The following is a 23087-nucleotide window of genomic DNA, read 5'->3' as shown; positions in this document are numbered from 1 at the left end:
GTGATGAACATGAAGCTCATCCACGATCCCCTGCATGGCCACATCGAGCTCGACGACTTCGCCCTCAGGCTCGTGGATACGCCGGAGTTTCAGAGGCTCAGGAGGATAACCCAGCTCGGTTTGGTTTACCTCGCCTACCCCTCCGCCAGGCACACCCGCTTCGAGCACTCGCTCGGAACCTTCCACCTCGCCAAGAGGATACGCGAGCACAATCCTGAAATCGAGGAAGGAGCCGTCTACGCGGCCCTGCTCCACGACCTCGGCCACTACCCCTTCTCCCACACGCTTGAGGACCTCTACCCCAGGCACGAGGAGAACACACGCTGGATTGTGGAGCACGGTGAGATCGGAGATGTTGTCCGCGAGCGCTATTCTCCCGGGGAGTTTTTCAAACTCCTAAAGCACCCCCTCGTGAGCGGCGACATCGATGCCGACCGGATGGACTACCTCGTGCGTGACGCGTACTACACCGGCGCCGCCTACGGGCTCGTCGATCTGGACAGACTCGTGAGAAACCTCCGCTACGATGGGGAAAAGCTGGTGGTCGGGAAAAAGGGCATCATGGCCGCGCAGAGCCTCCTCCTAGCGAGAAGCATGATGTATCCGACGGTTTACCAGCACCACACGTCGAAGATAGCCGGGGCGATGCTCGTGAAGGCTGTTGAACTGGAGTCTATACCCTGCGAAGAAATCCGCACGATGGACGAGATCGACCTCGTATCGAGGCTTCGGGGGAGTGAGAGACCAGAGGTGCGGGAGCTGATAAATGCCATCGACGACAGGAGGCTCTACAAGCGCGTTCTTTACACCGGCGAAGACCCCGGTGAGGATGCCATTGGAGAGCTGAAGGATGAGCTCGAATCCGAGTTCGGCCACCTGGCGATAGTGGACTATCCCCCGAAGCCGAAGTTTGGAGAAAAGAACGCCTTTGTTGAGGCAGAAGGCGAGCTTAAGCGGTTGAGTGAGGTTTCGCCGCTCGTCCGCTCTCTGGTCGAGCTGAAGGACGCCCACTGGCGCTGGGGTGTCTACGCGAGGGCGGACGTGGTGGAAAGGGTTGAGAAATTCCTGCGGGCCGGGTTCATTCCATAACCCAAAACCTTAAGTAGTTTGAACGTCCGGAGCATCTCTCCATTTCTCCACTGGGAAAGATTTATAACCGGCCTTCTTAAGTGAGTGGTGAACAAGCTCATCAGGTTAGAAGGTGGTGTAAATGGGAAGAAGGGAAGAGATGATTGCGAAGATCAAGGAGCTCATGACCCAGCCCGAGAGGATCAGGAACATGGGTATTGCCGCTCACATTGACCACGGTAAGACCACACTCAGCGACAACCTGCTCGCTGGGGCGGGAATGATCAGCGAGGAGCTTGCCGGAAAGCAGCTCGTCCTTGACTTCGACGAGCAGGAGCAGGCGAGGGGAATCACCATCAACGCTGCAAACGTTTCGATGGTTCACAACTACGAGGGCCAGGACTACCTCATCAACCTCATAGACACCCCGGGTCACGTCGACTTCGGCGGTGACGTTACCAGGGCCATGCGTGCCATCGACGGTGCGATCATAGTCGTTGATGCCGTCGAGGGAGTCATGCCCCAGACCGAGACCGTTCTCAGGCAGGCTCTCAGGGAGTACGTTAAGCCCGTCCTCTTCATCAACAAGGTTGACCGTCTCATCAAGGAGCTCAAGCTCGGCCCGAACGAGATACTCAACCGCTTCGCCAAGATAATCACCGACGTCAACAGGCTCATCAAGAAGTACGCCCCGGAGGAGTTCAGGAGCCAGTGGATGGTCAGGGTTGAGGACGGTAGTGTTGCCTTCGGTAGCGCTTACTACAACTGGGCCCTCAGCGTCCCCTACATGAAGAAGACCGGCGTCTCCTTCAAGGACATAGTTGAGCTCACCAACGCAGGCGACCTCAAGACCCTCAGGCAGAAGGCCCCGCTCCACGTCGTCGTCCTCGATATGGTCGTTAAGCACCTGCCGAACCCCCTTGAGGCCCAGAAATACAGGATTCCTCACCTCTGGAGGGGCGACGTTGAGAGCGAGATCGGCCAGGCCATGCTCAAGTGCGACCCGAAGGGCAAGATGGTCATGGTCGTTACCAAGATCATCCTTGACAAGCACGCCGGTGAGGTCTCGACCGGCCGTGTCTGGAGCGGTACCGTGAAGACTGGCCAGGAGGTCTACCTCATCAACGCCAAGAGGAAGGCCAGAATCCAGCAGGTCGGCATCTACATGGGCCCCGAGAGGGTCAACATGGAGGCCGTTCCGGCAGGAAACATAGTCGCAGTCACCGGTCTGAGAGATGCCATGGCCGGTGAGACCGTCGCCCAGGAGCAGATCGAGCCCTTCGAGGCCCTCCACTACACCAGCGAGCCGGTCGTTACCGTTGCCATTGAGGCCAAGAACGTCAAGGATCTTCCGAAGCTCATCGAGGCGCTTAGACAGCTCGCCAAGGAGGATCCAACCCTGCACGTCAAGATCGACGAGGAGACCGGCCAGCACCTCCTCAGCGGTATGGGTGAGCTCCACCTTGAGGTCAAGCTCGTCAAGCTCAAGGAGGACTGGAAGCTCGACGTCGACGTTTCCCCGCCGATCGTCGTTTACCGCGAGAGCGTCAGCAAGATGAGCCCGATAGTCGAAGGAAAGAGTCCGAACAAGCACAACAGGTTCTACATTACCGTCGAGCCGCTTCCGGACGAGATATACCAGGCCATCCGTGAGGGCCTCATCCCCGAGGGCAGGCCCAAGAACCCGAAGGAGGTAGCCAAAAAGCTCGCCGAGCTCGGTATGGACTACGAGGTCGCCAAGGGCATCGTCGACATCTACAACGGCAACATGTTCCTCGACAACACCAAGGGTATCCAGTACCTCAACGAGGTCATGGATCTCCTCGTTGACGGATTCCACCAGGCCATGGACGAGGGTCCGCTCGCCAGGGAGCCTGTCATGAAGGTGATGGTAAGGCTCCACGACGCCAAGATCCACGAGGACAACGTCCACCGCGGTCCGGCCCAGATATACCCGGCCATCAGGGGCGCCATCCAGTGTGCCATAATGAAGGCCGGGCCGATCCTCTACGAGCCCTACCAGAAGGTCATCATCAACGTTCCCTACGAGTACATGGGCGCCGTCAGCAGGGAGATCAACCAGAGGCGCGGCCAGCTCATCGACATGAGGCAGGAAGGCGAGGTCATGATCATCATCGCCGAGGCCCCGGTCGCCGAGATGTTCGGATTCGCTGGCGCGATCCGCGGTGCCACCAGTGGAAGGGCCCTCTGGAGCACCGAGCACGCGGGCTTCAAGCGCGTCCCGAACGAGCTCGCCGTCAACATCATCAGGCAGATCAGGCAGAGGAAGGGCCTCGACCCGAACCCGCCGAAGGAGCAGGACGTCTGCCCGCAGCAGTGAGGGCTTTTCGCCCTCCAAGCTTTTCTCTTCCGGCTTTTAACCTTTCACACGTTCGTTCCTGCCAGATCACCCTTAACCAAACGCGGGTTTTATGGCTGACCGTGAGACACTGGCGTTATGGCCTCTGAAGGATGGGTACTGGTGATGGAGGCTGAACTTGCGGGTTCGCCCTAAAAATTGACAGATTCCTGCCAACGCCCATTAGTTAACTTTTTAAACCCGCTTCGTAACTTAGGGTCGGAACTCATGAGGCCTCCCCGAGAAACGGTGGGTTTCCCGCCCGAGGGGGCCGAGGTTCGAAAGATTTAAAAAGCCATCCTAGTCAACGAGACTAGACCAAAATATGGAGGTGTATGGAAATGGCTAAGGAGAAGCCGCACGTTAACATCGTCTTTATAGGCCACGTCGACCACGGAAAGAGCACCACAATTGGAAGGCTGCTCTTCGACACCGCCAACATACCGGAGAACATCATCAAGAAGTTCGAGGAGATGGGTGAGAAGGGTAAGTCCTTCAAGTTTGCCTGGGTCATGGACAGGCTCAAGGAGGAGCGCGAGAGGGGTATCACCATCGACGTCGCCCACACCAAGTTCGAGACCCCGCACAGGTACATCACCATCATCGACGCTCCGGGCCACAGGGACTTCGTTAAGAACATGATCACCGGTGCCAGCCAGGCCGACGCCGCCGTTCTCGTGGTTGCCGCCACCGACGGTGTCATGCCGCAGACCAAGGAGCACGCCTTCCTTGCCAGAACCCTCGGTATCGGCCACATCATCGTCGCCATCAACAAGATGGACATGGTCAACTACGACGAGAAGAAGTTTAAGCAGGTCGCTGAGCAGGTCAAGAAGCTCCTCATGATGCTCGGCTACAAGGACTTCCCGATCATCCCGATCAGTGCCTGGGAGGGTGACAACGTCGTCAAGAAGAGCGAGAACATGCCCTGGTACAACGGCCCGACCCTCATCGACGCCCTTGACCAGATACCCGAGCCGCCGAAGCCGACCGACAAGCCGCTCCGCATCCCGATCCAGGACGTCTACTCCATCAAGGGTGTCGGTACCGTCCCGGTCGGCCGTGTCGAGACCGGTGTCCTCCGCGTCGGTGACGTCGTCATCTTCGAGCCGGCCTCAACGATCTTCCACAAGCCGATCCAGGGTGAGGTCAAGAGCATCGAGATGCACCACGAGGCCATGCAGGAGGCCCTTCCGGGTGACAACATCGGATTCAACGTCCGTGGCGTTGGTAAGAACGACATAAAGCGCGGTGACGTTGCCGGACACAGCGACAACCCGCCGACCGTCGTCAGGCCGAAGGACACCTTCAAGGCCCAGATCATCGTCCTCAACCACCCGACCGCCATCACCGTCGGCTACACCCCGGTCCTCCACGCGCACACCCTCCAGGTCGCCGTCAGGTTCGAGCAGCTCCTCGCCAAGCTCGACCCGAGGACCGGCAACATCGTCGAGGAGAACCCGCAGTTCATCAAGACCGGTGACTCCGCCATCGTCGTCCTCAGGCCGACCAAGCCGATGGTCATCGAGCCGGTCAAGGAGATCCCGCAGATGGGCAGGTTCGCCATCCGTGACATGGGCCAGACCGTCGCTGCAGGTATGGTCATATCCATCCAGAAGGGCGAGTGAAGCCCTTCTCTGACCTTTCCTTTACTTCCTTGAACTTTTGGGAGGGACTGAAATGCAGAAGGCAAGGATTAAGCTCGCAAGCACCAACATTAAGGCCCTCAACGAGGTCACCGACCAGATCAAGCAGATAGCCGAGAGGACCGGCGTCAGGATGAGCGGCCCGATACCGCTTCCGACCAAGAGGATAAGGATCACCACCAGGAAGAGCCCGGACGGCGAGGGCACCGCAACCTTCGACAAGTTTGAGCTCCGCGTTCACAAGAGGCTCGTCGACATCGAGGCCGACGAAAGGGCCATGCGCCAGATCATGCGCATCCGCGTTCCGGAAGACGTCACCATCGAGATCGAGCTCATCTCCTGATTCCTCTCATTTATGCGCCGGGGTAGCCTAGCCTGGGAAGGCGCGGGCCTGGAGAGTCCGTGGGCGTTAGCCCGCCAGGGTTCAAATCCCTGCCCCGGCGCCACAACGAAAGACAAGGGGGCTCCGCCCCCTTATCTCTCTGTACTCTCAAACCCCCGATGCGGGGTTCCACCCCGCAACCCCGCTTTTTCTCAAACTACTGGGGGGCTAACGCCCCCACACCCCCAGAATTATGCAGAAACAGAAACCTACTAGCAGTATACTGATATCCAGACTTCTCTAAGCCTTATCTCGTTGTACTGGAGTGCAATCAGCTCTCACCCAGTATTTTAGCTATCAGCAGAGTAATAATACCCACCACTCCGAGGACTCCAACAAAAAGCCACCCATTCCAATGGATCTTGCTACGTCAATATCAAGCATCATCCATCCAGTGATCATAATGACTAAGAATACCATAAAAGCCTCAATGATTTCCTCGGGTTCTGCACTCCTTCTCCACCCCCCAAAATCTGAATCATCCTCTTCGGCCTCACTATTGACATCCCAATCCTCTTGAAGTAATCTCTAACGTTTTTAAGCTTCCGATCCTCCAGCATGTCGTGGAAGTCCCTATCCATAGTAACAAAGTAGTTCATCCCGTGTTTTATCGCAGTCGTTAATAGAATCGCATCGTGAGCGCTCAGTCCTGCCCTTGCCACGAAGAAGGGGTAATATTCAAGGTCAAAGAGCTCATCGTCAAGGACGTTCAGCTTCTCCTCAAGTATGTTAGAGGCATCGATAACTCCCTCAAGGAAGCTCTCAAATTCATCATCTGTTAAAAGGTACTCCTTAAAGTAACGCCCCCAGTAAATGGCCGCAACCCCGTCGAGGCGCATCTTTTCGTACACAATAAAATCCACAAGGGCTTTCGTCATCTCTGCCAAAGTTAGGCGTGATATGTAGAACTCTACCTCATTGAACTCTCCCCTTAGAACTTTCTCAATAAAAGTATAAGACTGCTGTAACTTCCTGTACCTCTCGGCCACATCTTCTCCTCGCTCTTCCATCATCTTCTTGATAACGAGCCAGTGAACTACTGTGTTCGTATCAACGAACACCTTTACCATGGCCGTTCAGCCCAGAAGACTCCATACCGACTTTCCCTTTTTAGTGCTTTTCCTCTTTGGTGGGTGCCATAACCCGATTATCTTATATCGTCCATCTGGCTGGACTTCAGCAATGTAGTACTTTCCAGTGAGTGGATTGTGGATCCGCTTGGTCTTTTTCTTTTTAGACTTTTTCTTTGTGGCCATTTTTCTCACCGGATTATCATGGATTGAAGCATTAATAATCCTTGCTCCTAATACTCAACTCCCTATTTCTTCAACCTTCGCGAGTTTCCCGTTTCGAAGGTTTGACTCCAGAGCAAAGAAACGAAGAGCCCTAACCCCCGCTCAAAACCGGCATGACCTTTATCTCGTCCGTGTCCTCGACCTCGGCGTCGCCCCTCGCGGGGTGGCCGTTTATCATGATTATCTTCTCGTGGAACTCGTCGTAGCGCGGAATGACCTCGCGCAGAATTTCATCGACCCTCCTTTTTCCCTCTATCTTTACGTTGAGCTCTCTTGCCTTTGCGAGGTGGGCGAACGCCCCCATAATCCTTATCCTGACCATTCTCATCACCGGTGGAAGTTCTTGGGGGAGGCTAAAAAGCTTGCTGGAAATTGAAGGAAAAAGAGGGAATCACTCGAGCTTGGTGATCTGTTCGAGCTCCGGAATAACGAAGTCGAGGCCGAGCTCCCTGAGGGTCTCCTTCTTCGGGATTCCGCGCTCGTCCCAGCCGCGGAGCCTGTAGTACTCGCTGAGCAGCTCGTCGTACTTCTCCCTGTCGAGGTGCTGGCCTTTGTAGGGCCCGCTCTTGAGGCCCTCGATGAACCACCTCTTGGGCGGGTAGTCCATGTGCCTGCCCCACTTCTCGCCCAGCTCTCTGACCCAGTAGGCCCTGATGAGGGCGTAGACCCTGTCCGCTGCTTTATACAGGTCGTCCCAGGTGTACCTGACGCCGGTGATGGCCTCGAGGAGCTTCGGATAGTAGTCGAGGCTCAGGCCGACCTCGACCCACGGGAGCCTGCACGCGGTGAGCATCTCAAAGAGACCTCCTCTGAGGCGCTGGAGCTCAATGACCTTGGCGGCCTTCTCCGGGTCGTAGGTGACCTTGTACTCGACCTTCTTGGCCTGCTCGCCCTCGATCGGCGCGGTGCCGATTTCCCATGCGATGACCCAGGCCTCCTTGTGGTGGGCGCCGATGGAGCTGGTGGCGAATGCTAAGGCCATGGCCGGGTAGATGTAGCTGTTGTATCCGCTGACCTCAAGGCCTTTGGCGTGCATGGCAAAGCTGTCATCACCGAGCTTTTCGGCCATCCTCATGACGCCCTCGGCGGCAAAGTTGCCGAGCTCGCCGCTCCTGAAGGCGATGTCCTCGACGAGCTGCTTGGCGCCCTCGAAGTCCCCGAAGGTTGGGCCTTCCTTGAGGAGTCCCCTCTCAACGGCCTCCATCACGAAGGAAATCGAGACGCCAAGAGAGATCGTGTCAAGGCCGTACATGTCGGCGAGCCTGTTGAGAACCGAGACCTCGTTGAGCTTTCCAATGCCCAGATTGGAGCCAAGAAGGGCAACGTTCTCGTAGTCAAGCTCGCTCTCCTTTCCTTCAGCGTCAAGGACGACGTTTCCACACGGCATGTTACAGTAGGGGCATCCCCTCTGCTTGACCTTCATGCCCTCCATGGTGTATCCGTCTATGGAGCGGGCGAACTCGAATGAACCGTCCTGGAAGTTCCGGGTCGGCAGTGCCGAGTTCTCGTTCGTCCACTCAACCGCTGCCATCGTCCCCTGCCTGTGCCAGAACGGATACGCGGGGGAGTTGAGTATCGCCTGGTAGGCCTCCCTTGAGAGCTCGCTCAGCTTCTTCTTGTCAGCGACCGGAATCTCCTTGGTGCCCCTTATGACGACGGCCTTGAGCTTCTTGCTTCCCATGACCGCACCCATACCGGGCCTTCCTGCTGCCCTTCCCTCCTGGGACATGACGACGGCGTAGCGGACGAGGTTCTCTCCGCCGGGGCCGATGCTGAGGATTCCGACGTTCTTGCCGTGTATCTTTTTGAGCTCCTCCTCGGTCTTGAAGGTGTCGAGGCCCCAGAGGCCTTCGGCGCTGAGTATGCTAACGTTGTCGTTTTCGATGTAGAGGTAGACGGGCTTCTTGGCCCTGCCCTCAACGACTATCGCGTCATAGCCTGCCTTCCTCAGGTGGACGGTCGCCATGGTACCGAGGTTGCCGTCACCGTATCCGCCGGTGAGCGGGCTCTTGGCCGCGACGACGAGCTTACCGCCGCTCGGAGTCGGGAGGCCGTTGAAAGGTCCGGCAGCAAAGACGAGCTTGTTGTCCGGGCCGAGCGGGTCGGCACCCTTAACTTCGTCCCAGAGGATCTTGACGGCGAGACCTCTACCACCGATGAACTGCTGCGCTATTTCAGGAGAATACTCCTGCACGTGAACCTTGTTGTTGGTCAGGTCGACCCTGAGGATTCTTCCCCACCATCCCTTCATTGCCATATCAGAATCACCTCGAAAGATTTTCGGCTTGAAGGATATAAGGTCTTCGCAAAAGGAAGCGTTTCATACTCAATACGGAGTTAAGTTCATTTGTTAACTGCGCTGCTCGCGGCGGTGCAGATGTGTCCAAAGGTTTATGTGTCCTGTTCTCAAAGATGCACCGGTGGACGGGATGAAAGAGGAGCTGAAGGCCTGTAAAAACTGCCGCTGGTTCGGTGCAATAGACTCGTACTTTCCGACGCAGGGAATATGCAGAAGACACATGAAAACTGTTCACATGAACTTCGTATGCGACGACTGGGAGCCCCTGTGGGGTGGGACGAGGTAGGGCTTATTTCTTGAAAACCCTAACGTCAACGACGACGTGCCAGACACCGGGGGCGTAGCGCTTGATGACCAGCTCTTTGAGCTTTTCCGCCTCGTAGCCGTGCTCCCTGGCTATATCCCGGAACGTCCTGAAAGGCTCATCCGGCATCAGCCTCTCGGGCACGGTGTTGTGGTAGTGGATCACGGCCTCGTCCTTCGCTATGCTGAGCGCCTTGGGGATGAACTCGTGGGTCGTCACGACGTAGCCCATGATGACCCTGTCCGCTATGTCCTCGCCGGGGAAGTCGCGGTTGTCGATGTTGTAGGCGGTCATCCTGTCCTGAACCCGGTTCAGCTCAATGTTTTCAACGAGAAAGCGGAATGTATACGGGCTCTTCTCTATCGCTATGACCCGGGCCTTCCCGTGGACGGCCATCGGGAGGCTGAGGTGCCCGATTCCGGCGAACATATCCACCACCAGTTCTCCGGGCCTGGCCACCCTTGCCATCCTGACGCGCTCCTTGACGTTGGCCGGGGAGAACATTATCCTTGCCGCGTCCAGCTTGTATCTTATGCCGTTCTCCACGTGCACCGTCACGGTGTCGTTTCCGTAAAGTATCTCGTAGTTGGTCTCCCTGAACTCGCCGCCTATGCGCCCCTTCCTGAGGACGGTCTTGACTCCGAGGACTTCCGCGTAGACCTCCGCTATTCGATGCCTGTAGGGTTCGAGGTCGGGGCGGATGGGAAGGATCAGCACATCCCCTATCCGAACCCAGTGCTTTGGGAGTATCTCCACCAGCTCCTCCGGGAGCTCGTGGGACAAAATCTCCCTGATGCGGGGCTTTATCAGTTGCGTCTTCGTCATCGGCCTTACTCAGGCCTGAAACTTTAAAAAACCTTCTCCCGTCATTTCGGCAAAAAGCGAGGAGAAATCCTTAAAAACCTAAAGGACGAATTTAGACCGAGAAATCCTCCGGAGGTCGATGAGGAGTATGGATGATGAGCCTTCAAGTAGTTGGTTTTCCCGCCTGTTTAAGTCACGTGAAAAACCCGCCCTTCTTGAGCAGAAGCTGAGCCGTGAGGCATACGAGGATTACCGGCGGCTTTTAATGAAAGCCCGTCCGGAGGTGAACGGCTCGAAGCTCACCATCAGGCTCTCAAACGGAACCGTTGAGCTTGAACGCGGCGTCCTGCGTGTTAAAGCCCGGAACAGGAAGACCGCGGAGAAAATACTCCGCAACCTTCACCACTACGAGCAGCCGCCGAGCCTCTGGCCGGCTTACGGCCTGAGCTACTCGCTCAAGAGGAAGAAGGGCACCATACTCTGATTTCGTTCTCCCTCCATTTCGACCTTTTTCCCAAAGATTTAAATGGTGGGTTAGTCTTAACTCTCCAAGCGGATGACGACCCTTGCCCAGTCTGATGGGTGATGACGTCGGTATTAGCTGACGCAGGGGCGGCGAGGTTCGCGGGCCGATGACCCGCCCCGTCCCCGGAGGGAATGGAATGACGGCGAATGAGAATCACAACGAAAACGACGGGTTTATCGAGTTTTACGCCAGCGAGGCCCTGACCTGCCCGAGGAGGATATACTTCAGGCTGAAGGGCTACCCAGAGAGGTGGCCTGACTTCGTTAGGGTGAGGCTGAACCAGGGGATAAACACCCACAACGTTCTCGGTGAGATACTGGAGAGACGGTTCGGTTTTGAGCTTGAGAAGCACATGGTACTCCGCTCCAGCAGGCTCGGTTTTGAGATACACGGCAGGGTTGATGCCATACGGGACTTCCCCATCGAGATAAAGGGAAAGACAAGCCTCCCGAGGAGCCCCTACGACTACCACCTTGCCCAGCTTAACGTATACCTTCGCTGGGCCGAGGCAGAGTACGGCTACCTCTATTACATCAAGCTCCACGAGGAGCCAATGAAGGTCATCAGCAAAATCGATTTTTCCCGCTTTCCAATCGTTAAGGGGCCGAACTTCAAAGCTTTTGAGGTTCCCTACGACGGCAAGCTCTTCCGGGAGACGCTGAAGCACTTCTACTCGGTCAAGCGCGCATACGAGAAGGGAAATCCCCCGAAGGGGTGGAACGACTATACCTGCAGGTTCTGCCCGTACAGGTACCTGTGCTACCCGGACGGGGAGGAATAGCTCATCCTCCCCTGAGCTTCCACTTCAGCCCCCTATCGACTGTGCCCTCGATTTCTCCGCTGTTGTAGAGCGTCGCTATGAAAGCCCTCAGCGGGACGAGGTTCAGTGCGAGCTTCTGGGGAGTGGGTTTCACCCCGTAGTGCTCCATAATCCTGAAGGCCAGTTCGTCGATGCCCATTGGGCTCTTGAGGAGGTCTAGTATGAGGCTCTCTATCTCTTCGACGCGCCCGAGATTGAAGTCGAGCAGTTCCGTCGCCTCTTCGCCCCTCACCGCCTTTCCGTGGGAGGGGATGAGCAGGAGGCCCTTCTCTGCATAATTCTGCAATTCTTTAATTGAAGCTTTAAATAGCTCAGGGTCGATGAGATACGGCAGCCCCACTGTATTTATGATCCTCTCCCCAAAGAACGCATCTCCAGCGTAGATGAGGCCGTTCTCCTCGTCCAGAAAGCCCGTCATTCCCGGGGAGTGGCCGTTCAGCTTGACGACCTTAAAACCGAACAGCTCATCCCCCCACTCGAAGACCGCATGAGCCTTGACCTCCTCCGGGAACTGGAAGACAAGAAAACCCTCCGGCGCTTTTGATCCGAAGGTGAGGAGTTCCCTGTTAAGCGGGCTCTCGGCAATTGAGAACTCAAAGCGGTGAATGAAGAGCGGGGCGTCTATCCGGGGCGCTACTGCCACATGATCTGCATGCCCGTGGGTCGCGAGCTGGGCCTTTATCCCGAGCCCGAGCTTTCTGACCTCTCTCCCGAGGTCCTTATGCCTCCCGCTTCCGTGACCGGGATCAACGATGACAGCTCCATCTCCGGCGGTTCTAACGAGGGTTGAGGGGCTTCCGGGATAGAGATAAGCCGAATCGCCTAACTTTCTCAGCGCCATGATACCACCGGAGTGATTAGGTGCAGGAAGATAAAAGAGCATCGGCGTCAACACAAGGAAAAAGAAGGGGAGAAATCAGACGTGCCTCGGGTAGAGGGTCTTCTTGCCCTCGTCCTTGGCCCTCTTGACGGCCTTCTCGATGAGAGCCTTGATCTCGGCCTCAAGGGCCTCGTAGAACTCTGGGTTAACCCTCATCTCGGGCTCGATGGCCTTGACGGCCTCCTTAACCTTGGACTTAACTATCAGCTCAGCCATTTCCACACACCTCCATCTCAGGCACCGCCCTCGGGCGGCTGCCAATTATTTTACCCCTCCGGGGTTTATAACCCTTCCTACGGTTGCTTGGGCGATGTCCGTTCCAACCCATGATTCAGTGGTCTCCGTTAGGGGGTGTCTGCAAAAGGTTAAATCCCCTTAGATGGTAGAAGTTAACGGTGGTGTTATGGGAAAGGGAAGGCTCGTCCTGATTGACGGCGAGCATTACCCCGATGTCACCGCCTGGGCGGTGGGGAAGCTGGGTGATGTCTGCTGTGCTGTCTTTCTCGGCGGGAGCGAGAAGATTGGAGACGTCGGTGAGATAGAGAGAAAGCTCGGTGTTAGGGTGTACCACGGTCGCGATTACATGACGTCCCTGAGAGTTGCCCTTGAAGAGAACGAGATAACGGAGGTTGTCGATTTAAGCGATGAGCCCGTGCTCGACTATGAGGATCGCTTTAAGATAGCGTCTCTCTGCATGCTCTACGGCGTCCCGTACAGGGGAGCCGATTTCTACTTCGTCCCCCGCAGGCTCAAAAGGGCACAAAAGCCCAGTTTGGCTGTTATAGGCACCGGAAAGAGGGTCGGGAAGACAGCCGTGAGCGGCTTCATAGCGAGAACCCTCAAGGAGATAGCCAGCCCCGTGATAGTGACCATGGGGCGTGGGGGGCCACCTGAACCGGAGCTGATAGAGGGGGACAAGTTCGAAATAACCCCCGAATTCCTGGTTAAACTCGCGGAGAGCGGAAAACACGCCGCGTCGGATCACTTTGAGGACGCCCTGACCTCAAGGGTGACGACCATAGGCTGCCGCCGCTGTGGAGGGGGCATGGCGGGCTTTTCATTCTTCGATGTGATAGACGAGGGGATAAAGCTGGCCGAGAGCCTCCCCAACGACCTCATAATCCTGGAGGGCAGCGGGGCAACCTTTCCCGCCTACCGCGCCGATGGCTACATCCTGATAACCAGCGCGAAGGGGAAGCTGGACTTCATCAGGGGCTACTTCGGTCCCTTCAGGGTAAGCTTGGCCGACATAGTGGTGGTCACCATGGCCGACTCGGTGAGCGAAGGACGCCTCAGGGCCATCAAGGAGGCAGTCGGGTCGATCAATCCCGACGCCGATGTCCATCTGACGACCCTGCGTTCGAGGCCCCTGGGGGGTGTCTCGGGAAAAAGGCTCGGCCTAGTCATGACCTCCGCCGATGCCCTCCCGCGGGCTGGGGAATGGCTCGAAAAGCTGGGGGCGGAGGTGGTGTGCGCCTCGGCCAACCTCTCCAGGAGGGGACCGCTCCTGAGGGACCTGCAGGATTTCAGCGGAATAGACGCCGTTGCGGTTGAGCTCAAGGCTGCCGCAGTTGACGTCGTCACAAAATGGGCTCTGGAGAACGGGATTGAGGTCATCTATCTGGACAACGAGCCAGTTAACGTGGACGGAAAAGACCTGCGAGAGGCCGTCCTGAAGCTGGGACGTTCGATTTTGGAGGGAGGAAGATGATAATCGTCACCGACCCGGAAAGAAAGATACGTCTGCCCTTTTCAAGGGGCATTCTAACGCGTTCAATAACCCTTGCCGGCGTTGAAGTGGGTATAGCCTACATAATAGCGACGGAGGTTCAGAAGGAGCTCAACGAGAAGAAGCGCAAGCTGGTGACAACCGAGGAGATAAGGGAACTGACGTACAGGAAGCTCCTTGAACACGGCCTCAGCGAGGCGGCGAAGCGCTATCTGTTCTGGCGCCAGCTCAGGAGGCTGAAGATTCCCATAACAATACTCCTCGGTGGCGCGACCGGCGTCGGCAAGTCGACGATAGCGACAGAGCTGGCCTTCCGCCTCGGCATAAGGAGCGTCATAGGCACGGACACGATAAGGGAGGTCATGAGGAAGATAATCGCGCCTGAACTGCTGCCGGACCTCCACACGTCATCGTTCCTTGCGTGGAAGACGATGCCCCGGGGCAATGTCGAGGACTCACTCCTCATCAAGGGCTTCAGGAATCAGGTCGAGCACGTTTCAGTCGGCATAGCCGCGGTTCTTGAGAGGGCGTACAAGGAGGGATTCAACGCAATAATTGAGGGCATCCATCTCGTTCCAGGCTACGTTGAGCTCAAGGAGAACAGCTTCATGTATGTGATAACCGTCAGTGGGAGAAAGGACTTGGAGGCCAGGTTCTACGAGAGGGCGCGCTACAGCAAACGGCCGGCCGATTACTATCTGAAACATCTGGACGCGATAATCGAGATACAGGAGTTCATTGTGGAGAGGGCAAAGGAGCACGGGATTCCGGTTATAAACAACGTCGAGCTTGAAAAAACCGTCAATGAAATAATGGAGGACATAATGGAGCGGCTCATGGAGAGGATAGATGCAAAGATGAAAGCCTGAATGGTGCCTTTATCTTCCATATCCCCACGAGCCTTCCGGAGCCCCACGTTGCTTGAATTTCGAAGACAACCACCATGTCCCGGTACACGTCTATTACGTTGAAGGTGTTTCCGTAGGGGTTGCGGTGGAGCTCCCAGCTTATGGAACCCGCGTTGACGATGGGTGTTTTCTCGACTTTGATTCCGAAGGAGTTGCCGCCATGGCCGGTCAGGACGAGGTTCGCCTCCCGCCTGGTAATGACGCGGAGGACGTCGCCCGCGTCCTCCAGGAAGCCGACTTCCCTGCTTCTGGGTATCGGGACTATGTTGTGGTGCATAACCACGACGGTAAAGGTTTCCCTGTACTCCTCAAGGCGCACGGAGAGCTTTCTCTGACCTATCCTCCCCACGACGCCTATGGGCGTCTCGTACTGGGCGCTTATGACCGGGATGAACGTGAAGCCCCCCAGCTCCTTTATCTCCGGCTCGCCGAAGTACTCCAGGAACAGGTCGTAACCCAGGTAGGTTATGTCGTTGTGGCCTGGAACGACCAGCTTTTCCGCTTTTATCCTCTCGTAGAACTCGTAGGCCTTCTCGTAGTAGCGCTCTATTCCCATATCCACGACATCGCCGCAGTGAACCACTATATCCGGCCTGAGTTTCTCGTTTATCGTCCTGAGTGCATTCTCCAGAACCTTGCGCCTGAAGTATATCCTGTCTGAGACGTTACTTTCGCTCATCTGGACTATCCTGAGGAGCCTTTTGCCCCTCGGGATGAATAGCTTTGGTCTAACAGGCCTGTGCTCTTTGATTATCTGCTCGCCTGTGACACGCTTTATCCTGACCTCTATCCTCCCGTCATCGTGGAGGGTTATAACGTTGTAGCTGTTGACGTCGCCCTTGCGGGTTTTCCGGCATGAGGTACAGCCTGCATTGTCCACAACCATGTCTTCTATGCGGTAGACGTTGGGGACGTGTTTATGCCCGCAGGTGTAGAGGTTGACCTCGTGCCTGAGGAGGAGGTCGAGAACGTCGCCGGCGTTGAAGAGCACGTTCCTCTCCCGTCCGGTGTCCGGGAGGGGCACGAGGTGGTGGTGTGAGGCCACTATCTTGAACTTCCTGTCCGAGTACTCCTCCAGCTTTTTCTTTAGCCATCTGAACTTGTGGCCTCCAACGCGGCCGTCGCTTAAGTCCGGGATTGTGGAGTCAACCCATATCACGACGCCGTCTTTGAAGTCAAACACGCCGTTCAGCGGCCCGATAAACCTCTCAAAGAGCGTGTAGCCGACGTTTCTGACATCATGGTTGCCCGGAATAACAACCAGCGGCTTCTGAATCTTCCTGAGTTCGTAGGCGGCCCTCTCGTACTCCTCGCGCAGTCCCTGGTTGGTCACGTCACCGGTGTGGATTACGAAGTCAAAGTCTCCCCTGTTTATCTCGTTGACTATGAGGTCGTAGGCGTACCCCTTGTAAGCGCTCTCGCCCGTTATGTGGGTGTCGCTTATGTGGGCTATCCTTATCATGGCCATCACTCAGCCGCTATGGCTGTCTCAAGCCTTCTCCTGCTGGCGGTTAGGAGGTCGCTCAGGCTGAATATCCCGACTATCTCGCCACCCTCCTCGATGAGCATGTGTTTGATGCCCTTCTTTGCCATCAGGTCGAGCACCTCCCGGAGGGGGGTGTTGGAATCGACGCTTATCAGCTCACTGCTCATGATCTCCCTGACCGGGGTCGTGTTCGGGAGTCCCGGTATGACGACGCGCCTTATTATGTCGCTCTTCGTGAAGAAGCCGACGACCTTGCCATCCTCAACTACGACGAGAGAACCTATGTCGAACTCCACCATGACCTCGCAGGCCCGCTTTATGCTATCGTCAGGCTCGACTCCTATGAGCTTTCTCGTCATGTAAACTTTAATCGGGGCGTTTGTGTCCATTCCACCACCCAAAATAAGGATAGGAGGACATCGTATATAACGTTTCACAGATGCACCGTCTCGACTTCGAATTCATCCTCGTGGATGCGCACGCAGAAGGCGGTCTCGTTTGGAACCACCTCGTATTCCGCTGGATAATAGAGCTCCAGCGTCGATGAAACGACAGCGAAGAGCTTCTCCCTTCTCAGGAGCAGAAGCTTGCCGTAGTCGTAGTTCAGGGGGTTCTCCATGTACCTCTCACTCATCCTTGCCGTGATGAACGCGATGAAGTCTCCTCCCGAGAGGTGGAATAGGGTCACCGTGTTGAAGAGTGATTTCGTGGTTTCCTCGATTGTTCTGTAGTGGACCAGCAGGTTGCTCAGGGTTGGGCTCTGGAGCTTTCTGCAGAGGTATGTTCCAAAGACGTAGGTGTCCGAGACGTTTTCGAGGTCTTTTTCATCGAGGTCCGCCAGTTCTATGATGCGGGACTTATCAAGGTCGCCGTTGTGAAGGAGCCAGAAGGTGAAGCCATGCCTTGAGGAGAATGCGAAGGGCTGGACGTTGAAGAGGCTCTTAATGCCCTGGGATGCTGCCCTGGAGTGCACCATGAGCGTTACAAAGCCCTCCAGCTCGCTCCCCAGAGCCTCCACGGTGTCGGCGTCCTCGAATATGGGCCTCATCGACCTGTAGTGCCTTACGGTTCCATTTTTGAGGAGCACGTAGCCCCAGCCGTCCTGATGCCGTCTTCCCCTTCCGCGTTTTTCCTTGTACGGGTCGTTTTCGGATGCCCTGACTATCGCGTCAAGGAGGGGGGCGATTTCTCTGCCCTCCCCTGTGGCAAAGAGTATTCGACACATGTTTTTCACCGGAGGTTAATTCTCGGGTACCCCCAAAAGCTTTTAGGTCTAGGGGAGTAAGAAACCCCATGCTGCTCAGGGTGATTAAACGAAGGGCACTGGATATAATAGACGAGGACTTCCGGTTAATCGACTTTTCCTTCGCACTTCCCTACAGCTACGTTCTCATCGAGGGAAGTCGCGGGCCCGCGCTGGGCGTGGCCATGACGCTCCCGGAGGAGGTGGGGAGGTACCGGAACTCCATCGTAGAACCCTCTCTGGAGGGATTCATCGAAAAGGCAGACAGCCTCAACGTGATCGAAAGAACCCTCGGAATGGCGGCGATAAACGCCCTTTCCCAGTACCTCCTGGACGTGTCAAACGCCCCGGACAGGGACGTCGTTGAACTCCTCGGAGAGGATGTTGAAAAGGTCGCGGTAGTTGGGAACATGCCCCCGGTTGTTTCGAACCTTCGTGAGAGAGGATTCGAGGTCATGGTTTTTGAGCGCAATCCCAAGCTCTGGGACAGAGAAACCCTCAGCGATGCCCTTGAATACTGGCTCCTTCCGGAGGTGGACGCTGTTATAGCCAGCGGTTCGGCAATGATCAACGGAACCCTCGACATGATGCTGGATCGGGCGAAGAGGGCCAGACTATTCGTTCTCACCGGCCCAAGTGCCCAGCTCCTTCCCGATTTCCTGAGGGGTACGGGGGTGACACACCTTGCATCAATGGGCGTTGTGGATGTCGAGTCTGCCATTGTGAGGCTCAAACTCGGCTCGTTCAGGGGTTTTGAGGCAGGAAGCAGAAAGTACGTGCTGGAGGTATGAGCATGGAGGAGCTCAGGGAAGCTGTGGTCAACGTCCTCCGGAAGGTGCGTGCCCACAGAAGCCTCTATGTCAAAAACGAAGAGGCTGTGAAGCAGCATCTCATCGGGGAGATATTTCAGGCGCTCGGCTGGAACTGGAACAACCCGGAGGAGGTTCGACCGGAGGCCAGGACTGAAGATGGGAGGGCTGACTACGCCCTCATGCTGGACGGAAAGGTCTTCGCCTACGTCGAGGCGAAGAACATGGGCGTGAACATCCTGAAAAAGGACGAGCCGCTTCGCCAGCTGGCGCGGTACTGCTTCAACTCCGGCGTGAGGTATGGGATTCTCACGAACGGCGCGGTCTGGATAGCGGTTAAGGCCTTTGAAGAGGGCTCCCGCCTCTGGGACAGGGTTCTGGTAGCCGTCAACATCGAGGAGGAGCCCCTGGAGAGGGTCGTTCTCAAGCTCTCCCTGCTCTCCAAGTCGAGGATAGGGGACATTGAGAGGCTTGCATCCCTTCTCAAGGCGCTGGAGCTGAGCTTTGAGGGACTGAAACGGGAGGGTTATTCCGAAAAAACCCTTGTCGAGTACCTGACCTCCCGCGAGGGATCCACGACACTCCCCGTGGCGGAGCTTCGTGGGGACGAGACCCCCAAGGCGGCCTACGTCTATGACGGCGGCTGGAAGCTCCTGCCCCTTCCAGAAAAGAGCATCAGGGGTGTTCTCCTCGCGGTTCTCCTGTACATGGAGAGGACGTCCTCCGGCTACCAGAGGAGGGAGATAAGAAAAGCCTACGAGCACCTCAGGACGGTTCAGCTGGATCCAAGAACAGCCCTTGAGATACTCAGAAAGCTTGAGGAAGAGGAAAGGCTGAGAATAGCCGTGGAGCTTTAGACGACCTTCCAGAGCTCGTCGCTTTCTGGCCTCTCAAGAGGCCTCTCCCTTCCGTCCTCAACGATTACCTTTACGCCGGGGTCTTCCACGAACTCGCCTATGGAGGAGGCGTTTATGCCCTTCCTCTTAAGGGCATCAACAACAGTATCAACCCTCTCCCTGGGGGCGGCTATCATCAGCGTCCCGGAGCTTATCAGTGCCAGGGGGTTCAGGTTGTAGAACCCGCATATCTTCAGCGTCTCTTCCCTGATGGGAATCCTCTCCCTGTAAACGCGGAAGCCCAGACCCGCCGCGTCCGCCATCTCGTGGAGGCCGTTGGCTATGCCCCCCTCCGTTGGGTCGTGCATGGCGTGGACTCCGACCCCGTTGGCCGTAAGGGCATCCTCCACAACGCTTATCATCTCGATGAATGACCTGGCCTTCTCCACGAACTCCCTGCCGAAGACCCTCTCCAGCTCCTCTCCCCGCTCACTGGCTATTATCGATGTCCCCTCAAGGCCGGCCCACTTGGTGACGATGATGACATCGCCCGGCCTGGCGCCGTTGGAGGTTACGAGCTTTTCCCTTCTAACCTCACCGAGCATCGTCCCGACGATTATAGGCCTGTCCAGACCAGGGGTCACCTCGGTGTGGCCGCCGACTATGGCAACCCCGAGCTTTGATGCGCTCTCGTGGAGCTCGCGCATTATCTCGGTGAGGAGCCTCTCATCGGCACCCTCCGGGAGGAGTATGCTCACCAGGAACCACTTTGGCTTCGCTCCGAAGGTTGCGACGTCGTTGGCATTAACGTGAACCGCGTAGAAGCCTATCCCACTCTCAGCCCCGGTTATCGGGTCTGTCGATGCCACGAGAACGGAGGAACCAAAGTCAATGGCGGCAGCGTCTATGCCCAGGTCGGCACCGATTATAACCCTCTCCCCTCTAGCCCCAAGATGGTTGAAGACCAGCTCCCTGAGCTTCTCCGGAGGGATTTTGCCTGGGGGCAGCATTTCAGACTTCCTCAAGCTTCTTCTTGACTTCCTCGGTGTGCCTCTTGGTCTCCTCCAGTGTGTTCCTCAGCTGGGCGAGCTCAAGTTTGAGCTCCCCGAGCGTTTTGTTCATCTGGTAGAATGCGAAGACCATTATTGCGATCAGAATGAGCCCGAGGATTATGCTTATCCACCCGCTCGGGGTCGATGCGTAGGGCATCATCACACCTCCTTAAGGTTCTTTATGGTCTCATTATCAACGACGAACTTAAAGGGCTTTGCCCGGTAGTACTTCTTTGCCCTGGGGTCGTTGGGCTCCAGACGGAGCTCGCTCTCGACAAGGTTGGCCTTTTCGAGCTTTTTGAGATGGAGGTAGAGCAGCTGGCGGGAAATGCCGAGGCTTTTAGCAAGCTCGTAGACGTACCACTCCTTTTCGCAGAGCATCTTGAGTATCTTCACCCTCACGGGGGAACTCAGGGCCTCTGCAATCACTGTTATCTCCTGTATGCTCTCGACCATCTTACATCACTCTTGACCTTCCATAGGGCAGCAGGCTCTTACATAAGTTGGCGGGGAGAAATAAAAAGCTTTCGAATCAGCGCTTCAGAAGGGCGTAAAGCAGGGCATCAAGGAGCACGAAAGGGAGCAGCAGTAGAGCAATGGGAGCGAAGAGCAGGAGGATGGCTAGTATCCCAAAACCCCACCACATCCACCAGAAGCCCCTTCTTCCAAAGACGGGCCGCATCATGGGACCTCCAAACCCCCTCGGCATCCTCATCCCTCCAGATAGAGCCAGCCAACGATGCCCTCCCCGCAGTCCAGCGTCACCTCCTCCCTGTGAATTGAGAAAAAGAGAAAGCTTCAGATGGGCACCCAATTCTCTGGGCAAGTCCGTTCATCCACGCCCAGGCGTGCCTGAAGGTGCCGGTTATGCCTGCCATGATGCCGCTGTCCTGCATGCCTCCGGCCTGTCCGTAGGCGGTCATCATGCCGTGACCGCCGTGGCCATGGCTGGGTGCTGTGCCGATAACGCTCAGGTAGTAGTCTTCGCTCACCACCTGCGGCTCATATGTCGTTCTGTAGGCCTCAAGCTGTCCTGTGAAAGCCCCGAGGTGGTTCTCACTGCCCGCCATGAGTTCTCATAGACGAGCTTTATGTCCTCGTTGTCCGTCTGGGCTATCCTCTCCTGGAGGCCGACTATGTCGGTCTCCTCTATCAGTGCACCTACCGTCGGGACGGCTGTTTGAGATGCGTAGGGGTTCGGTCCTGGAACCCCCATGTACGCCGAGACCGCCCCAATCGACATTCCCACCAGCAGGGCCATCAGCCCAATTCCAAACCACATCCTTCCCATGATCTCAAATTCCTACATGTGTAAGTTTAATATTACATATTTGGGAGACACTATAAAGTTTTCGGTTCGGTCAGAAGAGCTGGTATGGATCCTGTGAAAGTCTCAAAAAGAAGAGAGAAATGGGTTTACGGTCTGCCGTGTCTCCCATGGGCGGGAAACACCATGCGCTCCCGGAACTTACCCCGGCCGTTGGTGTAGAGCTCAAGAAGCTTTTCTCTTATCTGCTGCATTATGGAGTCTATGGCATCGTAGTCGCGGTTTTTGATCGCCACCTTAAGCTGTTCGACCAGCGCCTTGAGCTCGGTGGTGTTGAGTCCGCTCTTCTCCATCACCATGATCTGTCTCTCAAGCCTCCAGAGGTACATCTCCGCCCTCATCGTCATGTTGGTCTGAATCTCCACGCTCCATTTGTCCGACGCCATCCTGATGACGAACTCCGCGTGGGCCTTCGCGGCTATGGCCTGTCCGTATGCCTTGCCGTACTTGCCCATCTCGTAGGCAGTCTTGGCGTTCTCCAGCTCCTTCTCCGCCAGGTTCAGCATCCTGGTGGCGAGCCTCTCCTCGGGCGGGCTCAAAGTCACGTTCTCAAGCATTTCCTTGGCGGTCTCTATCCTCTCCTCGCTCGCGTTGATGGCCTCGAGGGCTGTCTCGGCGGTTATGTTGACCTTTATCTCGGTGCAGTTGCAGTTCATCCTTTCCCTCAGCTGTTCCCTTATGTGGAGCATCGCCCTGCTCATGACCGGTGTCTGAACTATGGTCACGTTGGCGTTCCTTACCTGGAGCTTCAGCATAACCCTGGTGATGTTGGAGGTATCGTTGACGAAGGCTATCATGGCCTTTTTGCGGATGGCTATTCTGAGCGCGGCCTTGATGGCGGCACTGTCGTTTCCAGGCACGATCACGAGGCTGTCGTTGAACATGAGTTTGAATTTAAGTTTTGCGTGTTCCATTGTTATGAGGTTGGTTTGGTATCTGTTCTGGCCGCCCCAGCGTTCGACGGTGATTCCAAGCTCCTGAAGGTCTGAAACGTACTGTTCAACGACCGCATCAGGCCCGCCGATTATTATCACCTCATCCGGAGCATAACTCATGATCTCCGCCGTCACGTTCGGGTCATAAGCACCCCAAGTCGTCGTGACAACAACCGCACCCGTCACATTAGCCAAATACTCAGCAATGGCGCCATCAGCCTCGTTGTCACTCACCAGAATCACCGTCACTGAAGTACCCTCGGCCGCTGCCTTCCCGAAGGACAGTGTGGTTGCCACGAGCATTAAACCAAAGAGCAATGCAATGCCTTTTTTCCACATCATGGCACTTCACCTCAATATTCTTTATGAAAAAAGCGAT

At 56.3% G+C, this 23087-nt stretch carries 28 protein-coding genes and 1 tRNA gene; 12 read left to right on the top strand and 17 right to left on the bottom strand.

The window, feature by feature from the left end; genetic code table 11:
- Positions 1 to 9: 9 nt before the first annotated feature.
- From ACZ5M3_RS01630 to ACZ5M3_RS01610, 5 genes are all read left to right on the top strand, one after another.
- The gene (locus tag ACZ5M3_RS01630) at positions 10 to 1089 is read left to right on the top strand and encodes an HD domain-containing protein (protein WP_464841015.1); all 1080 of its coding nucleotides are present in this window, start codon (positions 10 to 12) and stop codon (positions 1087 to 1089) included.
- Positions 1090 to 1210: 121 nt separating this feature from the next.
- Entirely contained in the window at positions 1211 to 3409 is a 2199-nt protein-coding gene (locus tag ACZ5M3_RS01625) for an elongation factor EF-2 (RefSeq protein ID WP_464839987.1), read from the top strand.
- A gap of 359 nt (positions 3410 to 3768) precedes the next feature.
- Entirely contained in the window at positions 3769 to 5055 is a 1287-nt protein-coding gene (gene tuf, locus ACZ5M3_RS01620; RefSeq protein ID WP_464839985.1) for a translation elongation factor EF-1 subunit alpha, read from the top strand.
- Positions 5056 to 5107: 52 nt separating this feature from the next.
- Complete coding sequence (rpsJ, locus tag ACZ5M3_RS01615; protein WP_055429342.1) at positions 5108 to 5416, top strand: 30S ribosomal protein S10; 309 nt, start codon at positions 5108 to 5110, stop codon at positions 5414 to 5416.
- Positions 5417 to 5432: 16 nt separating this feature from the next.
- Positions 5433 to 5519: transfer RNA gene (locus ACZ5M3_RS01610), tRNA-Ser, on the top strand.
- Between the two features lie 343 nt (positions 5520 to 5862).
- Here the strand turns inward: ACZ5M3_RS01610 and ACZ5M3_RS01605 are convergent.
- The 4 genes from ACZ5M3_RS01605 to for all read right to left on the bottom strand — a co-directional run bounded on the left by ACZ5M3_RS01605 (position 5863) and on the right by for (position 9001).
- Complete coding sequence (locus ACZ5M3_RS01605) at positions 5863 to 6525, bottom strand: PIN domain-containing protein (RefSeq protein WP_464839984.1); 663 nt, start codon at positions 6523 to 6525, stop codon at positions 5863 to 5865.
- Between the two features lie 6 nt (positions 6526 to 6531).
- On the bottom strand, positions 6532 to 6720 hold the full coding sequence (locus ACZ5M3_RS01600; RefSeq protein WP_464839982.1) for a hypothetical protein: 189 nt from the start codon (positions 6718 to 6720) through the stop codon (positions 6532 to 6534).
- A gap of 121 nt (positions 6721 to 6841) precedes the next feature.
- Entirely contained in the window at positions 6842 to 7072 is a 231-nt protein-coding gene (locus ACZ5M3_RS01595; protein ID WP_464841014.1) for a MoaD/ThiS family protein, read from the bottom strand.
- 69 nt (positions 7073 to 7141) lie between these two features.
- Positions 7142 to 9001: a tungsten-containing formaldehyde ferredoxin oxidoreductase gene (gene for, locus ACZ5M3_RS01590; protein ID WP_464841013.1), complete on the bottom strand. Its 1860-nt coding sequence runs from the start codon at positions 8999 to 9001 to the stop codon at positions 7142 to 7144.
- 169 nt (positions 9002 to 9170) lie between these two features.
- Here for and ACZ5M3_RS01585 point away from each other — a divergent pair, with 169 nt between their 5' ends.
- Positions 9171 to 9335 (top strand): hypothetical protein, encoded by a 165-nt coding sequence (locus ACZ5M3_RS01585; protein ID WP_464841087.1) that lies wholly within the window; start codon positions 9171 to 9173, stop codon positions 9333 to 9335.
- Between the two features lie 3 nt (positions 9336 to 9338).
- On the opposite strand, the gene taw2 is transcribed toward ACZ5M3_RS01585, so the two are convergent.
- Positions 9339 to 10178, bottom strand: a complete 840-nt coding sequence (gene taw2, locus ACZ5M3_RS01580; protein ID WP_464839981.1) for a tRNA(Phe) (4-demethylwyosine(37)-C(7)) aminocarboxypropyltransferase Taw2 — start codon at positions 10176 to 10178, stop codon at positions 9339 to 9341.
- 127 nt (positions 10179 to 10305) lie between these two features.
- Here taw2 and ACZ5M3_RS01575 point away from each other — a divergent pair, with 127 nt between their 5' ends.
- Positions 10306 to 10641, top strand: coding sequence for a PIN domain-containing protein (locus ACZ5M3_RS01575; RefSeq protein ID WP_297093081.1), 336 nt, complete (start codon positions 10306 to 10308; stop codon positions 10639 to 10641).
- Between the two features lie 178 nt (positions 10642 to 10819).
- Positions 10820 to 11464, top strand: a complete 645-nt coding sequence (cas4, locus tag ACZ5M3_RS01570) for a CRISPR-associated protein Cas4 (protein WP_464839980.1) — start codon at positions 10820 to 10822, stop codon at positions 11462 to 11464.
- 1 nt (position 11465) lies between these two features.
- Here the strand turns inward: cas4 and ACZ5M3_RS01565 are convergent, their stop codons facing one another.
- Complete coding sequence (locus ACZ5M3_RS01565; RefSeq protein ID WP_464839978.1) at positions 11466 to 12344, bottom strand: MBL fold metallo-hydrolase; 879 nt, start codon at positions 12342 to 12344, stop codon at positions 11466 to 11468.
- Between the two features lie 75 nt (positions 12345 to 12419).
- Positions 12420 to 12599, bottom strand: a complete 180-nt coding sequence (locus ACZ5M3_RS01560; protein WP_055429436.1) for a hypothetical protein — start codon at positions 12597 to 12599, stop codon at positions 12420 to 12422.
- A 163-nt stretch (positions 12600 to 12762) separates the two neighbouring features.
- Between ACZ5M3_RS01560 and ACZ5M3_RS01555 the strand changes: the two genes are divergently transcribed.
- Positions 12763 to 14094: a 2,3-diphosphoglycerate synthetase gene (locus ACZ5M3_RS01555; RefSeq protein ID WP_464839977.1), complete on the top strand. Its 1332-nt coding sequence runs from the start codon at positions 12763 to 12765 to the stop codon at positions 14092 to 14094.
- Complete coding sequence (locus ACZ5M3_RS01550; RefSeq protein ID WP_464839976.1) at positions 14091 to 14981, top strand: 2-phosphoglycerate kinase; 891 nt, start codon at positions 14091 to 14093, stop codon at positions 14979 to 14981. Before ACZ5M3_RS01555 ends, ACZ5M3_RS01550 begins: the two co-directional genes overlap by 4 nt.
- Here the strand turns inward: ACZ5M3_RS01550 and ACZ5M3_RS01545 are convergent.
- From ACZ5M3_RS01545 to ACZ5M3_RS01535, 3 genes are read right to left on the bottom strand one after another with little or no spacing between them, the layout of a single operon-like run.
- Positions 14947 to 16482: a metallophosphoesterase family protein gene (locus ACZ5M3_RS01545; protein ID WP_464841012.1), complete on the bottom strand. Its 1536-nt coding sequence runs from the start codon at positions 16480 to 16482 to the stop codon at positions 14947 to 14949. The genes ACZ5M3_RS01550 and ACZ5M3_RS01545 overlap by 35 nt on opposite strands.
- Before the next feature lie 5 nt (positions 16483 to 16487).
- On the bottom strand, positions 16488 to 16895 hold the full coding sequence (locus ACZ5M3_RS01540; RefSeq protein WP_464839975.1) for a CBS domain-containing protein: 408 nt from the start codon (positions 16893 to 16895) through the stop codon (positions 16488 to 16490).
- A gap of 44 nt (positions 16896 to 16939) precedes the next feature.
- Positions 16940 to 17731, bottom strand: coding sequence for a class II glutamine amidotransferase domain-containing protein (locus tag ACZ5M3_RS01535; RefSeq protein ID WP_464839973.1), 792 nt, complete (start codon positions 17729 to 17731; stop codon positions 16940 to 16942).
- Positions 17732 to 17799: 68 nt separating this feature from the next.
- Here ACZ5M3_RS01535 and ACZ5M3_RS01530 point away from each other — a divergent pair, with 68 nt between their 5' ends.
- Entirely contained in the window at positions 17800 to 18540 is a 741-nt protein-coding gene (locus ACZ5M3_RS01530; RefSeq protein ID WP_464839972.1) for a Rossmann-like domain-containing protein, read from the top strand.
- A 2-nt stretch (positions 18541 to 18542) separates the two neighbouring features.
- Entirely contained in the window at positions 18543 to 19415 is an 873-nt protein-coding gene (locus ACZ5M3_RS01525; protein WP_464839971.1) for a type I restriction endonuclease, read from the top strand.
- Here the strand turns inward: ACZ5M3_RS01525 and ACZ5M3_RS01520 are convergent.
- The 7 genes from ACZ5M3_RS01520 to ACZ5M3_RS01490 all read right to left on the bottom strand — a co-directional run bounded on the left by ACZ5M3_RS01520 (position 19412) and on the right by ACZ5M3_RS01490 (position 23050).
- A complete protein-coding gene (locus tag ACZ5M3_RS01520; protein ID WP_464839970.1) occupies positions 19412 to 20404 on the bottom strand; it encodes an AIR synthase family protein in 993 nt (330 codons plus the stop codon). The genes ACZ5M3_RS01525 and ACZ5M3_RS01520 overlap by 4 nt on opposite strands.
- A 1-nt stretch (position 20405) precedes the next feature.
- A complete protein-coding gene (locus tag ACZ5M3_RS01515) occupies positions 20406 to 20603 on the bottom strand; it encodes a hypothetical protein (protein WP_055429438.1) in 198 nt (65 codons plus the stop codon).
- 2 nt (positions 20604 to 20605) lie between these two features.
- Positions 20606 to 20902: an ArsR/SmtB family transcription factor gene (locus ACZ5M3_RS01510; protein WP_055429353.1), complete on the bottom strand. Its 297-nt coding sequence runs from the start codon at positions 20900 to 20902 to the stop codon at positions 20606 to 20608.
- A gap of 76 nt (positions 20903 to 20978) precedes the next feature.
- Positions 20979 to 21131 carry a hypothetical protein gene (locus tag ACZ5M3_RS01505; protein WP_464839969.1) on the bottom strand — a complete coding sequence of 51 codons (153 nt, stop codon included), beginning with the start codon at positions 21129 to 21131 and terminating at the stop codon, positions 20979 to 20981.
- 76 nt (positions 21132 to 21207) lie between these two features.
- On the bottom strand, positions 21208 to 21438 hold the full coding sequence (locus ACZ5M3_RS01500) for a hypothetical protein (protein ID WP_464839968.1): 231 nt from the start codon (positions 21436 to 21438) through the stop codon (positions 21208 to 21210).
- On the bottom strand, positions 21435 to 21737 hold the full coding sequence (locus ACZ5M3_RS01495; RefSeq protein ID WP_464839966.1) for a hypothetical protein: 303 nt from the start codon (positions 21735 to 21737) through the stop codon (positions 21435 to 21437). The genes ACZ5M3_RS01500 and ACZ5M3_RS01495 overlap by 4 nt, the downstream gene beginning before the upstream one ends.
- Positions 21738 to 21862: 125 nt before the next feature.
- A complete protein-coding gene (locus ACZ5M3_RS01490; protein WP_464839965.1) occupies positions 21863 to 23050 on the bottom strand; it encodes a cell wall-binding repeat-containing protein in 1188 nt (395 codons plus the stop codon).
- Positions 23051 to 23087: the final 37 nt, after the last annotated feature.

Source organism: Thermococcus coalescens, assembly GCF_055392585.1.
Note: the sequence above shows the minus strand (reverse complement) of the source record. Positions and strands in the feature narration are given on the sequence as shown.

Excerpts from the sequence above, each read along its gene's own strand:
- ACZ5M3_RS01630 (WP_464841015.1), top strand. The coding sequence starts at position 10 with ATGAAGCTCATCCACGATCCCCTGCATGGCCACATCGAGCTCGACGAC.
- ACZ5M3_RS01625 (WP_464839987.1), top strand. The coding sequence starts at position 1,211 with ATGGGAAGAAGGGAAGAGATGATTGCGAAGATCAAGGAGCTCATGACC.
- tuf (WP_464839985.1), top strand. The coding sequence starts at position 3,769 with ATGGCTAAGGAGAAGCCGCACGTTAACATCGTCTTTATAGGCCACGTC.
- rpsJ (WP_055429342.1), top strand. The coding sequence starts at position 5,108 with ATGCAGAAGGCAAGGATTAAGCTCGCAAGCACCAACATTAAGGCCCTC.
- ACZ5M3_RS01605 (WP_464839984.1), bottom strand. The coding sequence starts at position 6,525 with ATGGTAAAGGTGTTCGTTGATACGAACACAGTAGTTCACTGGCTCGTT.
- ACZ5M3_RS01595 (WP_464841014.1), bottom strand. The coding sequence starts at position 7,072 with ATGGTCAGGATAAGGATTATGGGGGCGTTCGCCCACCTCGCAAAGGCA.
- for (WP_464841013.1), bottom strand. The coding sequence starts at position 9,001 with ATGAAGGGATGGTGGGGAAGAATCCTCAGGGTCGACCTGACCAACAAC.
- taw2 (WP_464839981.1), bottom strand. The coding sequence starts at position 10,178 with ATGACGAAGACGCAACTGATAAAGCCCCGCATCAGGGAGATTTTGTCC.
- ACZ5M3_RS01575 (WP_297093081.1), top strand. The coding sequence starts at position 10,306 with ATGGATGATGAGCCTTCAAGTAGTTGGTTTTCCCGCCTGTTTAAGTCA.
- cas4 (WP_464839980.1), top strand. The coding sequence starts at position 10,820 with ATGACGGCGAATGAGAATCACAACGAAAACGACGGGTTTATCGAGTTT.
- ACZ5M3_RS01565 (WP_464839978.1), bottom strand. The coding sequence starts at position 12,344 with ATGGCGCTGAGAAAGTTAGGCGATTCGGCTTATCTCTATCCCGGAAGC.
- ACZ5M3_RS01560 (WP_055429436.1), bottom strand. The coding sequence starts at position 12,599 with ATGGCTGAGCTGATAGTTAAGTCCAAGGTTAAGGAGGCCGTCAAGGCC.
- ACZ5M3_RS01555 (WP_464839977.1), top strand. The coding sequence starts at position 12,763 with ATGGTAGAAGTTAACGGTGGTGTTATGGGAAAGGGAAGGCTCGTCCTG.
- ACZ5M3_RS01550 (WP_464839976.1), top strand. The coding sequence starts at position 14,091 with ATGATAATCGTCACCGACCCGGAAAGAAAGATACGTCTGCCCTTTTCA.
- ACZ5M3_RS01545 (WP_464841012.1), bottom strand. The coding sequence starts at position 16,482 with ATGATAAGGATAGCCCACATAAGCGACACCCACATAACGGGCGAGAGC.
- ACZ5M3_RS01540 (WP_464839975.1), bottom strand. The coding sequence starts at position 16,895 with ATGGACACAAACGCCCCGATTAAAGTTTACATGACGAGAAAGCTCATA.
- ACZ5M3_RS01535 (WP_464839973.1), bottom strand. The coding sequence starts at position 17,731 with ATGTGTCGAATACTCTTTGCCACAGGGGAGGGCAGAGAAATCGCCCCC.
- ACZ5M3_RS01530 (WP_464839972.1), top strand. The coding sequence starts at position 17,800 with ATGCTGCTCAGGGTGATTAAACGAAGGGCACTGGATATAATAGACGAG.
- ACZ5M3_RS01525 (WP_464839971.1), top strand. The coding sequence starts at position 18,543 with ATGGAGGAGCTCAGGGAAGCTGTGGTCAACGTCCTCCGGAAGGTGCGT.
- ACZ5M3_RS01520 (WP_464839970.1), bottom strand. The coding sequence starts at position 20,404 with ATGCTGCCCCCAGGCAAAATCCCTCCGGAGAAGCTCAGGGAGCTGGTC.
- ACZ5M3_RS01515 (WP_055429438.1), bottom strand. The coding sequence starts at position 20,603 with ATGCCCTACGCATCGACCCCGAGCGGGTGGATAAGCATAATCCTCGGG.
- ACZ5M3_RS01510 (WP_055429353.1), bottom strand. The coding sequence starts at position 20,902 with ATGGTCGAGAGCATACAGGAGATAACAGTGATTGCAGAGGCCCTGAGT.
- ACZ5M3_RS01505 (WP_464839969.1), bottom strand. The coding sequence starts at position 21,131 with ATGATGCGGCCCGTCTTTGGAAGAAGGGGCTTCTGGTGGATGTGGTGG.
- ACZ5M3_RS01495 (WP_464839966.1), bottom strand. The coding sequence starts at position 21,737 with ATGGGAAGGATGTGGTTTGGAATTGGGCTGATGGCCCTGCTGGTGGGA.
- ACZ5M3_RS01490 (WP_464839965.1), bottom strand. The coding sequence starts at position 23,050 with ATGATGTGGAAAAAAGGCATTGCATTGCTCTTTGGTTTAATGCTCGTG.